General features: G+C 68.7%; 12 protein-coding genes. 11 read left to right on the forward strand and 1 reads right to left on the reverse strand.

The window, feature by feature from the left end; translation table 11 throughout:
- Positions 1-73: 73 nt before the first annotated feature.
- Together C5C17_RS06515 and C5C17_RS06520 are read left to right on the forward strand one after the other, a co-directional pair.
- Positions 74-1,588: an MDR family MFS transporter gene (locus C5C17_RS06515; protein ID WP_104252579.1), complete on the forward strand. Its 1,515-nt coding sequence runs from the start codon at positions 74-76 to the stop codon at positions 1,586-1,588.
- A gap of 158 nt (positions 1,589-1,746) precedes the next feature.
- Positions 1,747-2,214 (forward strand): SRPBCC domain-containing protein, encoded by a 468-nt coding sequence (locus tag C5C17_RS06520; protein ID WP_104252580.1) that lies wholly within the window; start codon positions 1,747-1,749, stop codon positions 2,212-2,214.
- 9 nt (positions 2,215-2,223) lie between these two features.
- Here C5C17_RS06520 and C5C17_RS06525 read toward each other — a convergent pair whose 3' ends face one another.
- Positions 2,224-2,679, reverse strand: a complete 456-nt coding sequence (locus tag C5C17_RS06525; protein WP_104252581.1) for an SRPBCC family protein — start codon at positions 2,677-2,679, stop codon at positions 2,224-2,226.
- A gap of 172 nt (positions 2,680-2,851) precedes the next feature.
- On the opposite strand from C5C17_RS06525, the gene C5C17_RS06530 reads away from it, so the two are divergent.
- From C5C17_RS06530 to speB, 9 genes are all read left to right on the forward strand, one after another.
- Complete coding sequence (locus C5C17_RS06530) at positions 2,852-3,865, forward strand: dimethylarginine dimethylaminohydrolase family protein (RefSeq protein ID WP_104252582.1); 1,014 nt, start codon at positions 2,852-2,854, stop codon at positions 3,863-3,865.
- A 3-nt stretch (positions 3,866-3,868) separates the two neighbouring features.
- Positions 3,869-5,545 (forward strand): thiamine pyrophosphate-binding protein, encoded by a 1,677-nt coding sequence (locus tag C5C17_RS06535; RefSeq protein ID WP_104252583.1) that lies wholly within the window; start codon positions 3,869-3,871, stop codon positions 5,543-5,545.
- Positions 5,542-6,135 (forward strand): helix-turn-helix transcriptional regulator, encoded by a 594-nt coding sequence (locus C5C17_RS06540; protein WP_104252584.1) that lies wholly within the window; start codon positions 5,542-5,544, stop codon positions 6,133-6,135. The genes C5C17_RS06535 and C5C17_RS06540 overlap by 4 nt, the downstream gene beginning before the upstream one ends.
- Positions 6,136-6,306: 171 nt before the next feature.
- Positions 6,307-7,197 (forward strand): ABC transporter substrate-binding protein, encoded by an 891-nt coding sequence (locus C5C17_RS06545; RefSeq protein WP_104252585.1) that lies wholly within the window; start codon positions 6,307-6,309, stop codon positions 7,195-7,197.
- A gap of 40 nt (positions 7,198-7,237) precedes the next feature.
- Positions 7,238-8,203: an amino acid ABC transporter permease gene (locus C5C17_RS06550; RefSeq protein WP_104252586.1), complete on the forward strand. Its 966-nt coding sequence runs from the start codon at positions 7,238-7,240 to the stop codon at positions 8,201-8,203.
- Positions 8,203-8,985, forward strand: a complete 783-nt coding sequence (locus tag C5C17_RS06555; protein ID WP_271982391.1) for an amino acid ABC transporter ATP-binding protein — start codon at positions 8,203-8,205, stop codon at positions 8,983-8,985. The genes C5C17_RS06550 and C5C17_RS06555 overlap by 1 nt, the downstream gene beginning before the upstream one ends.
- Positions 8,986-8,995: 10 nt before the next feature.
- Entirely contained in the window at positions 8,996-9,970 is a 975-nt protein-coding gene (locus C5C17_RS06560; protein WP_104252587.1) for an NAD(P)-dependent oxidoreductase, read from the forward strand.
- A complete protein-coding gene (locus C5C17_RS06565; RefSeq protein WP_104252588.1) occupies positions 9,967-11,226 on the forward strand; it encodes a M20 family metallo-hydrolase in 1,260 nt (419 codons plus the stop codon). Before C5C17_RS06560 ends, C5C17_RS06565 begins: the two co-directional genes overlap by 4 nt.
- Positions 11,227-12,661: 1,435 nt before the next feature.
- Entirely contained in the window at positions 12,662-13,645 is a 984-nt protein-coding gene (speB, locus tag C5C17_RS06570; protein WP_258066028.1) for an agmatinase, read from the forward strand.
- Positions 13,646-13,728 lie beyond the last annotated feature (83 nt).

Consider the following 13,728-nt stretch of genomic DNA (forward strand, 5'->3'; position numbering starts at 1 on the left):
GGCCAGTGCAGGCGTTAATGACGACCGTGCGGCCTTGCCCGCACGCCAAGATCTGAACCTCTCAAGGAGTACTGTGACCGACTCGCGCACCGCGACACGCGACGCCGAACCGACCCCAGCCGAGTCCGCATCCGCGGCCTCAGCCGTATCCGCGAGCGAGCAGGGCACCGACCCGCGTACTCGCTTCGTCATCCCGCTCCTCCTCGTCTCGGCGTTCGTCGTCATCCTGAACGAGACGATCATGGGTGTGGCGCTGCCCGCCCTGAACCAGGACCTCGGCATCCCGCTGGCGACGGGTCAGTGGCTCACGACGGCGTTCATGCTCGTCATGGCCGTCGTCATCCCGATCACGGGCTTCCTGCTGCAGCGCTTCCACGTGCGCCAGGTGTTCATGGCCGCGATGATCCTCTTCTCGCTCGGAACGCTGCTCTGCTTCCTGGCCCCGGGCTTCGAGATCCTGCTGCTCGGCCGCATCGTGCAGGCCTCCGGCACGGCCATCATGATGCCGCTGCTCATGACGACGGTGCTCAACATGGTGCCGCCGGAGCGCCGCGGGCGCACGATGGGCAACATCTCCATCGTCATCTCCGTCGCCCCCGCCGTCGGGCCGACCGTCTCCGGCCTCATCCTGCAGGTCTTCGAATGGCGCTGGATGTTCGGCTTCGTCCTGCCCATCGCCCTCGTCGCGCTTGTGCTCGGCGCGCTGTTCATCAAGAACGTCACCGAACCGCGCCAGGCGAAGATCGACGTGCTCTCCGTCATCCTCTCCGCGTTCGCGTTCGGTGGCCTCGTCTACGGGTTCTCGGGCCTCGGCGAGAGCTCTGCAACCGCCGTCATGCCGGCCTTCGTGCCGATCCTCGTCGGCGTGCTCGCGCTCGCCGCGTTCATCTGGCGTCAGATCTCCCGCCAGAAGACCGACTCGGCTCTGCTCGACCTCCGCGTCTTCACGAGCCGCCAGTTCACGGTGTCGCTCGTCCTGCTCGCGGTGAGCTTCATGTCGCTCTTCGGCACGATCATCCTGCTGCCCATCTACATGCAGGAGGTGCTCGGCTACGACACGCTCCGCGCCGGCCTGACCCTGCTGCCGGGCGGTCTCACGATGGGGCTGCTCGCGCCGTTCGTCGGCCGTCTCTTCGACAAGCTCGGCACGAAGCCGCTCATCATCCCCGGTTCCATCATCGTCAGCGCCGCCATCTGGGGCATGACGATGCTCACCGAGAACTCCGAGCAGTGGATGGTCATCGCCGCACACGTCACGCTCTCGGTGGGCCTCGCGCTCATGTTCACGCCGCTCATGACAAGCGCGCTCGGCGACCTGCCCCGCTCGCGGTACTCACACGGCTCCGCGGTCGTCTCGACGGCACAGCAGCTCGCCGGAGCCGCAGGAACGGCGATGTTCGTCGTGGTCATGGCCAACTCGACCGTCGCGGCCGCCGGTGAGGGCTTCGGTCCGATCGCGGCGGAGGCGCAAGGCATCCACGCCGCGTTCCTCGTGGGCGCGTGCATCTCGATCGTCACCATCATCGGTGCGTTCTTCGTGAAGGCGCCAGCGAAGCGGGAAGGCGCCGAAGCGCCGGCCATGCACTAGGCGCATCAGGCGATCGCTGAGCTCAGCGCTTCGCATCAGAAGGGCCCGACATCAGATCGCATCTGGTGCCGGGCCCTTCTGCGTGCCCGCTCGGGCGCGCCTCCCGGCGAGGTTTGCGAAGATGGGTCGTCGAGCATCCACCGCGCTGAGGAGCGACCATGGCTGAAGCCCCAGAGATCGTCGAGAAGTCCGTCACCTTCGAGGCCGCGCCGGAGCGGCTCTGGAGCATGCTCACGGACCAGGAGTCGTTCGCCAGCTGGTACGCGTTCGGCGGCGCTACGATCGAGGCCGAGCCTGGCGGGGTGCTCGCCGTCCACTGGCCCGAGCATGGGACGTTCCGCGGCGAGGTGACGCTCGTGGAGTCGCCCAGGCGCTTCGGCTACCGACTCGCCGCCGTGCCGGAAGAGGACCCGCAGCCGAGGAACAGCACGGTCGTGGAGTTCACGATCGAGCCGGCCGACGGCGGCTCTGCACTGACGGTGCGGCACTCCGGCTTCGAGGGGCTCGAGGGCCTTGCCGCCGACTCGACGTCGGCGGAGATCGAGACGATGGCGTGGACGGCGGCCCTGCCGCTGCTGCGCGAAGCGCTGGGCGAGGCACCCGCAGAGGACCTGCCGCTGCCCTGACCGGACGCGTCAGGCGGTGGCTGCCGCCTCGAGTCGCGTGAGGCCGCGCTCGAAGTCGGGGCCGATGAGCTTGTCCATCGACATGAACCGGAAGATGAGGGCCGCGACGCCGCGGTGCTCGCCGGTCATGAGCCATCGAACATGGGTGCCGCCATCGACGGGCTCAAGGATGAACGACGTCGGGTTGTGCGCCTTGAAGGGCTTGTCGAAGTCGATGACGAGGTCGATCCGCTGCGGCGCGGAGGCGACGATCGTCATCGAGCCCTTGCCGGCTTTGCGGTTGCCCTCCCACGCGTAGTGGGCACCGGGGCCCGCCTGCGGTCCGGAGTGCTCGCGACGCATCGTCGGGTCGACGTCCTCCCACGGCGACCATGAGCTCCAGTTGTGGAAGGAGTCGATGAGCGCGCGCACACGCTCGATGTCCGCGTGGATGACGGCCTCGCGCTGCACTTCGTACGTGGTCATGCGTGCATAGTGGCAGAAACGTGGCTATGCGTGGACTCAGCAGAAGTTACGGGCCCGAAACATGGGCGTGACGTGCTCGGAAAACGCCGGTCGTAGTTTCGCACTAGACAACGCATGATGTCGTGAGCGAAACTCTTGGAGTCGCAACGACGCGACCACGAAAGGTTTTCACATGACCGACGTCGACCCCACCCTCGAGATGTCAGACGGCGCCTTCCACCGCCTCCTCGGCCCAGAAGCAGAGCCGGGCTTCCTCGCAGACTCCGAGCTGCCCGCGTACTGGGGCCGCAAATGGGGCGCGCAAGATGAGGTCGGACGGCTCCGCACGATCATGATGCGCCGCCCGAGCGCGGGCCTCGAAGCCGTCGAGAAGGCCGGAGCGTCGACCTGGATGCCGGAGATCGGCGCGTACGTCGACCCGGACCGCCGCTGGTACTGGTCCGGTCGCGAGTTCCCCGACCTCGAGAAGCTGCACTCCGAGTTCGACAGCTTCGTCAAGGTGCTCGAGGACAACGACGTCGAGGTCGTCATGGCCCCAGACCTCGCGCCCAGCTTCACGAAGTCGGTGTTCACGCGAGACCCCCTCGTCACCATCCCGGGCGGCGCGATCATCGGTCGACTCGCCCCGCGCATGCGCCGCGGCGAGGAGCAGTCCATCACGCAGACGGTCGCGGCCCAGGGCATGCCGATCCTCGGCACCATCACGGGCACGGGCCTCGTCGAGGGCGGCAGCTTCATCAAGGTGCGCCCCGACCTCGCGTTCTTCGGCACCTCCGTGCGCTGCAACGTCGAGGGCTACCGCCAGCTGCGCAACATCCTCGAAGAGCAGGGCATCCAGCTCATCCACTCGCAGATGCCCGGCTACCAGATCCACCTCGACCTGTGCTGCGCGATGCTCGACGACGACCTCGCGCTCGTGAACTCGCGCATCGCGCCATACGACTTCCTCGACGCGCTCTGGAAGCTGGGCATCGAGACGGTCGACGTCGCGCCGCAGGAGGACTGGGCGTGCAACCTGCTCACGCTCGACCGCCGCAAGCTGCTCTTCCCGTCGCACCTGCCGCGCACGGCTGAGCTCCTCAACTCGAAGTACGGCGTCGAGATCATCCCCGTCACCTACCGGGAGATCAACAAGAACGGCGGCGGGCTGCACTGCTCGACGATGGAACTGCAGAGGGACTGGTAAGCGATGTCAGAGAACGTCACCGGCGGGGAGCTCGTCATCCGAACGCTCGAGGCGCTCGGCGCTGAACGGGTGGTCGGCCTCCCGGGGCAGCACGCGCTGCCCATGTTCGACGCGCTCGGCGACAGCTCGCTCGACTACCTCGGGGCGCGCGTCGAGAACAATGCGGCGTTCATGGCCGACGGGCACGCCCGCGTGTCCGGCACCGTGACCCCGCTGCTCCTCTCTGCCGGCCCCGGCGCGCTGACCGCGCTTCCCGGCCTGCAGGAGGCGGCCACGGCCAGCTCGCCGGTGCTGCTCATCTCGGCCCAGGTCCCGACTCCCGGGATCGGCGGCCAGGCGCACGGCTACCTGCACGAGCTGCGCGACCAGGAGTCGCACTTCCGCGGCATCGCGAAAGCCACCTGGAGCATCCGCTCGGTCGACCAGATCGTGCCGACGCTCGTCGACGCCTGGCGCACGGCGCAGAGCGCGCCGGCCGGCCCCGTCTACGTGGAGGTGCCGCACGACGTGCAGCAGGCGAGCTTCGAGCTCGCCGACGGGCAGCTCGGCGGCATCGCGGCCGAGGCCTACGCGCTCGCGCCGGAGGCGTCGGATGCGCAGCTCGCCTCCGTCGCGAAGCTACTGGCCTCCTCGAGCACGCCGCGCATCTACGCAGGCGGCGGCGTCGTGCGCTCCGGCGCGGGGGAGCTGCTCGAGCAGCTCGCCGAGCAACTGCAGGCACCGGTCGTCACCACCTACGGCGGGCGCAGCGCGTTCCCGTGGGCGCACCGGCTGTCGGCCGAGGGCTGGATCGAGGACATCGCGACCACCGAGTTCCTCGAGGCGGCCGACGTGCTCCTCGTGATCGGCACGGGCCTCAGTGAGCTGTCCTCGAACTACTTCCGCCTGGCCCCGAAGAACACCGTCATCCACATCGACGCAGACGCTCGCGTGCTCGGCGCCAACCACGACGGCACGATCACGCTGCGCTCCGACGCCGGGCTGGCGCTGCAGGGCATCCTCGACCGCCTCCGCACGATGGGTGTCGGTGAGCGAGCGGATGCGCGCCCCGCCATCGAGGAGCTGCTCGCGACGGTGCGCACGCGGCTGGATGCGCAGCCGCTCGCCAAGGAGCGCGAGCTGCTCGACACCCTCCGCTCGGCGATCCCAGACGACGTCGCCACCTTCTGGGACATGACGATCAGCGCCTACTGGGCCTGGTCCGCGTGGGATGCTCGCGGCGGCGTGTACGAGAACGGGCAGTGCGGCGGCCTCGGCTTCGGCCTGCCTGGTGCCATCGGCGCGTCCTTCGCATCGCGCTCGCGCGAGAACCCGAACGGTGCGCCCGTCGTCGCGATCTCGGGAGACGGCGGCGGCCTGTACGGCGTCGCCGAGCTGTCGACGCTCGCGCAGTCGCAGCTCAGCGTCACGTGGCTGGTCGTCGACGACGGCGGCTACGGCGTGCTTCGCGGCTACATGAACGAGGCATACGGGCGAGCGACGGCGACCGAACTCACCGGGCCGGACTACCTCGCCGTCGCCCGAGCCTTCGGCGTCGAGTCGCGGGCCGTGGAGATGGAGACGCTCGCCCAGGAGCTCGCCGACAGCATCCGCACCCCCGGCCCACGAGTGCTCGTGCTGCCCGCCACCCTCGAGCTGTTCGAGGCGACCCACACGCATCGGCCAGCGGTGCACCGATGAGAGCGCTGCCCGTCGTGCCTCGAAACGAGCCGGCCGCCATCGGCGGCAGGCTCCGATCGGTGCGCCAGCTGCGGCAGATGACGATCGAGCAGCTTGCCAGCGCGACGGGGCTCAGCAAGAGCTTCCTGAGCCGCGTCGAGCGCGACCAGACGTCGCCGAGCGTGTCGACGCTCGTGCTGCTCTGCGACGTGCTCAACATCGAGGTCGGCGAGCTGTTCAGCGCGCCTGATGCGCAGCTCGTGCGCTTCGAGGACGCGCCGCAGATCAACCTCGGCGGCACGAACGTGTACGAGCGCCTGCTCAGCCCCCGCAACGATCCGCGCTTCCAGGTGGTGCGCTCGCGCGTCGACGCGGGTATGTCCGGGACCGGGGGAGCTGAGCTCTACTCCGTGAACTGCGAGGTCGACTTCCTGCACGTCCTGCGCGGATCGATCACGGTCGTCCTCGCCTCCGAGACGTGGGAGCTCGAGTCCGGTGACTCGATCACCCTCGACGGGCGCGAACCGCACACGTGGCACACCCGCGACTCGACCGAGGGGGTCGAGCTCCTCTGGGTGCTCGCTCCCGCAGCGTGGGGAGGCACCACCTGAGCTGCATCCACGCAGTACTGTCGACTCCCTGGCAGACCGAGCGTTCGCTCGGCACGTAACGCCCTTGTAAACCCTGCGTGACGTGGCGCTCTCAGCGCCAAGTTGCCTCCTAGATTACGCATGTTGCCTACAGATGATCACTGCTGGTGATCAAGAGAAGGAGAAATTCACATGGCATCCAAGAAGCTCATGAAGGCGGGCCTGGCTGGCGCCTCGTTCGTCGCACTCACCGCACTGCTCGCAGGATGCGCGTCAGGCGATGCACCGGAGGCGGACGTCTCCGAGGTCGCCGTCGACGACGCGGCAGTCGCGCTCCTCCCGCAGGAGATCGCCGACGCCGGAACCCTCACGGTCGGCACCGAGGCGTACTACCCGCCATACGAGTACCTCGACGCAGACGGTGCGACCGTCATCGGCCTCGACATGGACCTCATCAAAGCCGTCGGGCAGAAGCTCGGCCTCGAGGTCCAGATCGAGAACGTCGCGTTCGACACGCTCCTCCCATCGCTCGACACGGCCCGCTACGACGTCGTCGTCGCCGCCATGACCGACACCCCGGAACGCCAGGAGAACTACGACTTCGTCGACTACTTCAACGCGGGCCAGGGCATCGTGGTCGCCGAAGGCAACCCGGAGGGCATCACCGCAGAGGCCGACCTCTGCGGCAAGGCGGTCTCCGTGCTCCGCGACTCCGCACAGCAGGGGATCCTCGAAGCCTTCAACAGCGACATCTGCGCCTCCAGCCCCATCGAGATCTCGGCGCAGGCCACCGACAACGACGCCCTCATCCAGGTGCAGTCCGGCCGCGCGGCAGCGTCGGTCAGCCAGTACCCGGTCGCGAGCTACAACGTCGAGCAGGCCGGCGGCTTCGAACTCGCCAACGAGGAGCCCTTCCAGCCTGAGCCCCTCGGCATGGCAGTCGCGAAGGACAACGAGCTGAGCGCAGCCATCCAGGCCGCACTGCAGTCCCTGGTCGCCGACGGAACCTACACCGACATCCTCGCCGCCCACGGCCAGGAAGGCGGAGCCGTCGAAGAAGTCACCATCAACGGCGCCGAATAGCGCCCGCGGCGCTGACGAACAACAACGGAGCTGAAGAACAGTGAACACCTCGACCGGCCCCTCCACGGGCGCGACGGGAGCGGTCACCACCGCCCCCGCCGCGCCCGCGGCCGACGCCCCCAAGATCGTCCCGCTACGGCACTACGGCCAATGGATCTTCGCCGCCATCGTGCTCCTCTTCCTCGCGAAGCTCGTCTACGACGTCGCGACGGGATCGAGCATCCGCTGGGAGAAGGTCGGCTCGAGAGTCTTCGCAGAGGCCATCATGCAGGGCCTCCTCATCACCATCATGCTGACCGTGGTCAGCATGATCCTCGGCATCATCGGCGGCATCACGCTCGCCGTGATGCGCATCTCCAGCAACGCCGTGCTCCGCGCCATCTCGAGCGGCTTCGTGTGGATCTTCCGCGGGACGCCGATCCTGGTCCAGATCCTCATCTGGTTCAACCTGGCGCTGTTCTTCCCGCAGATCGACCTCGTGTTCGTGCAGCTCGACACCAACGCGCTCATCCTGCCGCTCACCGCGGCCGTCCTCGGGCTCGCGGCCAACGAGTCCGCGTACATGTCCGAGATCATCCGCGGCGGCATCATCTCCATCGACCCAGGTCAGAAGGAGGCCGCCGAGGCGCTCGGCATGACGCAGGGCAAGATCATGTTCCGCATCATCCTGCCCCAGGCGCTTCGCTCCATCGTGCCGCCCATGGGCAACGAGCTCGTCACCCTCCTGAAGGAGACCTCGCTGGTGTCCGTCATCGGCGCAGGCGACCTCCTCACAAGAGCGCAGCAGATCGGCGCCGCCGACTTCAGCCGCATGGAGATGCTGCTCGTCGCGAGCATCTGGTACCTGATCCTTACGTCGATCGCGAGCATCGGCCAGGGCTTCCTCGAGCGCAAGCTCGGCAAGTCCCGCGGCTTCGCAACGCCCGAACCGGTCTGGAAGCGCGTGCTCAACTCGATTCTGCCCAACCGCAGGTCTGTCGGAACAACCAGAGAGGGAGTCCGCTGATGCCCGTCTCCACCGGGTCCGCCCCGATGATCGAGCTGCGCAACGTCGCCAAGTCGTTCGGCAGCGTCGAAGTGCTCAAGGACATCTCCCTCGACGTCCACGCGGGCGAGGTCGTCAGCATCCTCGGCCCCTCCGGCTCAGGGAAGTCGACACTGCTCCGCTGCCTCAACCACCTCGAGACCGCCGACCGCGGCGTCATCCGGGTGGCCGGCGAGCCCGTCGGCTACAAGGAGAAGAACGGCAAGCTCTACGAGCTTCGGCCCAACGAGATCGCCAAGCGCCGACGCGACATCGGCATGGTGTTCCAGCGCTTCAACCTCTTCCCGCACATGACGGCCATCGAGAACATCATCGAGTCGCCCGTTCAGATCCTCGGCCACAAGAAGTCGGCGGCCATCGCCGACGCGAAGGTCCTGCTCGAGCAGGTCGGCCTCGGCGACAAGGGCGACAACTACCCGTCACAGCTCTCCGGCGGACAGCAGCAGCGCGTGGCCATCGCCCGCGCGCTCGCAATGAAGCCGAGCGTGCTGCTCTTCGACGAGCCGACGTCCGCCCTCGACCCGGAGCTCGTCGGTGAGGTCCTGCAGGTCATGACGAAGCTCGCGAAGGAGGGCATGACCATGGTCGTCGTCACCCACGAGATCGGCTTCGCACGCGACGTCTGCGACCGCGTCGTGTTCATGGACGGCGGCGTCATCGTCGAGGAGGGCGCCCCGGAGGACGTCATCCAGAACCCGCAGCACGAGCGCACGAAGCGCTTCCTCGCACGCGTCCTCAAGTGAGAGAGCTGACATGACACGTCCCCTCGTCATCTTCACCGACACCACCGACCTCTCGCAGGAGCCTGCCGCCAGGCTCCTGCGAGAGGCTGGGTACGCGACCGCCCACCTCGAGCTCCCGACCTCGCCCGGACTCGACGCGGTCGTGCCGCGCGAGCACCTCGACGCCGTCGCGGCCATCGTCGGCTACGCGCGCATCACGGCGGATGTGCTCGCGCAGCTCCCGTCGCTGCACCTGCTCGCGACGAGCTCCGTCGGCACCGACATGATCGACGCGGATGCGGCCGCCGCGCGAGGTGTCAAGGTCGTGACCCTCGCAGGCGTCGCGACGGAGGAGGTCGCGGCGCACGCGCTGACCCTGCTCCTCGCCGCCGAGCGCTCGCTGCTCCGCAGCCTGCAGCTCGTGCGCAGCGGCGAGTGGACCGACGAGGCCACGGCCCGCCTCCAGGTTCCGCGCCGCCTCAGCTCGCTCACCCTCGGACTCGTCGGCCTCGGCCGCATCGGCGGCAGGCTCGCCGAGATCGCTCGCCCCAGCTTCGGACGCGTGCTCGCCTTCGACCCCTACGCCAAGGAGGCGCCTGAAGGGGTCGAGCTCGTCGACTCGCTCGAAGACCTGCTGCGCGCATCCGACTCGTTGAGCCTCCACCTGCCGCTCACCGCCCAGTCGCGCGGCATCATCGACGCAGCCGCCCTCGCCCTGCTCCCGCACGGCGCGGTGGTCGTGAACGTCTCCCGCGCCGGCCTCGTCGACGAGGCAGCCATCCAGGCGGCCCTCGCGAGCGGCGCACTGCGCACCTACGCCGCCGACGTCCTCGACGGCGAGCCGCCGCATCCGAGCGACGCCATGCGCACCGACCCCGGCACCCTCATCACCCCGCACACCGCCTGGTGGTCGGATGCGGCCCTCGCCGGCTACGAGGCCCAGCCGGCCCTCAACATCATCGCCGAGCTCGGCGCACCCGCCGACCCCACCTGGAGCCCCTCATGACCGACAGCAGCATCCCCCTCTCCGACGCGCACGAGCGCTTCCTGCGCGACTTCGACACGATGGGTGACTTCGGGGCCACCGGGCACGGCGGCGTCGACCGGCAGGCCGCGAGCGACGCCGACAACGAGCAGCGCCGCTGGTTCCAGGGCCTGCTCGAGGGGCACGGCTTCACCGTCGAGTACGACCGCATCGGCAACCAGTTCGGGCTGCTCGAGCTGGTGCCCGGCGCGCCATACGTGCTCATCGGCTCGCACATGGACTCGCAGCCGACGGCCGGCAAGTACGACGGCGCCTACGGGGTGCTCGCCGCGGCCCACGCCGCATTCCGGATCGCGGATGACGCTGTCTCCGGCGGCGTCGACGGCGCCAAATACAACGTCGCCGTCGTGAACTGGTTCAACGAGGAAGGGTCGCGCTTCGTGCCCTCCATGATGGGGTCCTCCGTGTACACGGGCGTGCTGCCGCTCGAGGATGCGCTCGCCGTGCGCGACAAGGCGGGCATCAGCGTCCAGCAGGCGCTGCGCCCGACCGGGTTCCTCGGCGAGGGCAACGGCCCCGTCGCCGCGCTCTGCGCCGAGATCCACATCGAGCAGGGGCGCCTGCTCGAGAACGCCGGCACGACCATCGGCCTCGTCACCGCGACCTGGGCCGCGAGCAAGTACCGCGTCGTCGTCAAGGGCGAGCAGGCGCACTCCGGCGCGACCGTCATGGAAGACCGCCAGGATGCGCTCTACGGTGCCTCGCTGCTCGTCGTCTTCGCGCGGGAGCTCACCGACCGCTTCCCCGGCAAGCTGCACACGGCCGTCGGGCAGCTCGACGTGTACCCGAACTCGCCCGTCGTCGTCGCCAGCGAGGTCACGCTGCTGCTCGACCTGCGCAGCGACGACGAGGAACTGCTCGCCGAGGCCAACGCGCTGCTGGACGCGCGCTTCGCGGAGATCGAGGCCAAAGGCCGCGTCGAGATCGAGCGCACCCTCTCACACTCGTGGGACGTCAACCCGTACCAGCCCGCCGGCGTGGAGCTGGCGCGCTCGGTCGCCGAGGAGCTGGGGCTCTCGAACGACGAGATCATGACCGTCGCCGGCCACGACTCCACCAACATGAAAGAGCTCGTGCCCACGGTCATGCTCTTCGTGCCCTCCGTCGACGGCATCTCGCACAACGAAGGCGAGTACACGAAGCCCGACGACCTCGTCGCAGGGCTCGACGTGCTCACCGAAGTCGTCCGCCGCCTCGTTCGGGGCGAACTCACGTAGGCCACGGCTGATCGCGGCCGGTCGCCGCCGATCGCGGCGGGTTGCGGCGGGTTGCGGCGGGTCGCCGCCGATCGCGGCGGGTCCGGCGGGTCCGGCCGGTCGCATCCGCAGTCGCATCCGCAGCCGCACCGGTCGCGGCCGGTAGGCCGTGCGCGCTGGTCGTCGCCGGCCAGGTGGGTGCATCCGCTCGCACAGCGCCCATCGCTGCCGGCCGAATGGCCCCTTTGGTCGGCACTACATCGATCGCGGTGGTTCGGGTGAGGCCTCCTTCGTCGGTAGGCCGTGCGCGCTGGTCGTCGCCGGCCAGGTGGGTGCATCCGCTCGCGCAGCGCTGATCGCTGCCAGTCAGATGGCCCCTTCGGTTGGTTCTGCAACGATCGCTGCCAGCCGAATGGCCCTTCACGGCGGTTGTAATGGGCGCTTCGGCTGGCAGTGATCGCGGAGGTTTGGGTGAGGCTTCCTGCGTCGGTAGGCCGTGCGCGCGGGTCGCCGCGGGCCAGGTGGGTGCATCCGCTCGCACAGCGCCCATCGCTGCCAGTCAAGTGGCCACTTCGGTTGGCACGGCCACGATCGCTGCCGGCCGAATGGCCCCTTTGGTCGGCACTGCATCGATCGCTGCCAGCCGAATGGCCCTTTACGGCGGTTGTAATGGGCGCTTCGGCTGGCAGTGATCGCGGAGGTTTGGGTGAGGCTTCCTGCGTCGGTAGGCCGTGCGCGCGGGTCGCCGCGGGCCAGGGGGATGCATCCGCTCGCACAGCGCCCATCGCTGCCAGTCAAGTGGCCACTTCGGTTGGCACGGCCACGATCGCTGCCGGCCGAATGGCCCCTTTGGTCGGCACTGCATCGATCGCTGCCAGCCGAATGGCCCTTCACGGCGGTTGTAATGGGCGCTTCGGCTGGCAGTGATCGCGGTGGTTTGGGTGAGGCTTCCTGCGTCGGTAGGCCGTGCGCGCTGGTCGCCGCGGGCCAGGGGGATGCATCCGCTCGCACAGCGCCCATCGCTGCCAGTCAGATGGCCCCTTCGGTTGGTTCTGCAACGATCGCTGCCAGGTAGATGGTCCCTTCGGCTGGCTCCGCCACGATCGCTGGCAGTCAGATGGCTCCTTCGGCTTGCACCGCCACGATCGCTGCCAGACATATGGCCCTTTGCGGCGGTCTTCAAGGGCGTTTTGGCTGGCAGCGATCGCGGTCGCGGGCGACGCAGTCGGGGTATCGCCGGTCTTGGCCGGTCACGATTGACTGGGCTCGGTTGACTGGGTTCGGCTGGACGTGGAGTGGATGCGCGTGGTGACGGCCGTCGGCGTGGACCGGACTGGATCGCGAAAAGGGGTGCGCTTTGCACCCGCCTGCGCCAGGGCAGGTGCAAAGTGCGCGCGTTGGAGTGGCCCCGTTTCGCTAGCTTCGACTGAGAAGCACGCGGCAAGGAGGCCCCATAGTGAGCAACGATTTCTTCTGGACGAACCCGCCTCGGGTGACGCAGAACGGCAATGTCGGACCGACAGATTCGGCACAGGTTCCGCGCTTTGCGGGCCCTGCCACGTTCGCGCTGCTGCCGCGGGTCGACGAGGTCGAGCAGCTCGACGTCGCGATCCTCGGCGTTCCCTTCGACAGCGGCGTCTCGTACCGCCCCGGAGCTCGCTTCGGTCCGGCGCACGTGCGCCAGTCGAGCCGCCTCCTGCGGCCGTACCACCCGACGCTCGACGTGTCCCCGTTCGCCGCCCAGCAGGTTGGGGACGCGGGCGACGTGCCCGTCAACCCTTTCGACATCGAGGAGGCGCTCGGCACGGTCGAGGCCGCGGCCAAGGCGTTGAGCGACACCGGGGCGAAGGTCGTGACCATCGGCGGCGACCACACGATCGCGCTGCCGCTGCTGCGCAACATGGCGCGCATCCACGGCCCCGTCGCGATGCTGCACTTCGACGCGCACCTCGACACGTGGGACACGTACTTCGGGGCGGCCTATACGCACGGCACCCCGTTCCGTCGCGCGTTCGAGGAAGGTCTGCTCGACACGGATGCGCTGAGCCACGTCGGCACCCGCGGCCCGCTGTACGGCAAGCAGGACCTCGAGGACGACGAGCGCTTCGGCTTCGGCATCGTCAGCTCTGCAGACATCTACCGCCGCGGAGCTGACGCCGTCGTGCAGCAGCTGCGCGAGCGCATCGGCGACCGCCCCCTCTACATCTCGATCGACATCGACGTGCTCGACCCGGCCCACGCGCCGGGCACAGGAACGCCGGAGGCCGGCGGCATGACGAGCCGCGAGCTGCTCGAGATCCTGCGCGGGCTCGCTGACCTCAACGTCGTCGGAGCCGACGTCGTGGAGGTGTCGCCAGCGTACGACCACGCGGAACTCACCGGCGTCGCCGCGGCGCACGTCGTGTACGAGCTCGTGTCGATGTTCGCGCTGCGCAGCTAACTCGCCCACCGGCGCGTTCGCCGCGTTCGCTGTCCAACATCAGTGCAATATCGGGCCGAATCGCCGTTCTGGAGGCGGTTTCG

Origin of the sequence: Pseudoclavibacter sp. RFBA6 (assembly GCF_002931575.1) — a bacterium.
Taxonomy (GTDB): Bacteria; Actinomycetota; Actinomycetes; order Actinomycetales; family Microbacteriaceae; genus Pseudoclavibacter; species Pseudoclavibacter terrae.

Excerpts from the sequence above, each read along its gene's own strand:
- C5C17_RS06520 (WP_104252580.1), top strand. The coding sequence starts at position 1,747 with ATGGCTGAAGCCCCAGAGATCGTCGAGAAGTCCGTCACCTTCGAGGCC.
- C5C17_RS06525 (WP_104252581.1), bottom strand. The coding sequence starts at position 2,679 with ATGACCACGTACGAAGTGCAGCGCGAGGCCGTCATCCACGCGGACATC.
- C5C17_RS06530 (WP_104252582.1), top strand. The coding sequence starts at position 2,852 with ATGACCGACGTCGACCCCACCCTCGAGATGTCAGACGGCGCCTTCCAC.
- C5C17_RS06535 (WP_104252583.1), top strand. The coding sequence starts at position 3,869 with ATGTCAGAGAACGTCACCGGCGGGGAGCTCGTCATCCGAACGCTCGAG.
- C5C17_RS06540 (WP_104252584.1), top strand. The coding sequence starts at position 5,542 with ATGAGAGCGCTGCCCGTCGTGCCTCGAAACGAGCCGGCCGCCATCGGC.
- C5C17_RS06545 (WP_104252585.1), top strand. The coding sequence starts at position 6,307 with ATGGCATCCAAGAAGCTCATGAAGGCGGGCCTGGCTGGCGCCTCGTTC.
- C5C17_RS06555 (WP_271982391.1), top strand. The coding sequence starts at position 8,203 with ATGCCCGTCTCCACCGGGTCCGCCCCGATGATCGAGCTGCGCAACGTC.
- C5C17_RS06560 (WP_104252587.1), top strand. The coding sequence starts at position 8,996 with ATGACACGTCCCCTCGTCATCTTCACCGACACCACCGACCTCTCGCAG.
- C5C17_RS06565 (WP_104252588.1), top strand. The coding sequence starts at position 9,967 with ATGACCGACAGCAGCATCCCCCTCTCCGACGCGCACGAGCGCTTCCTG.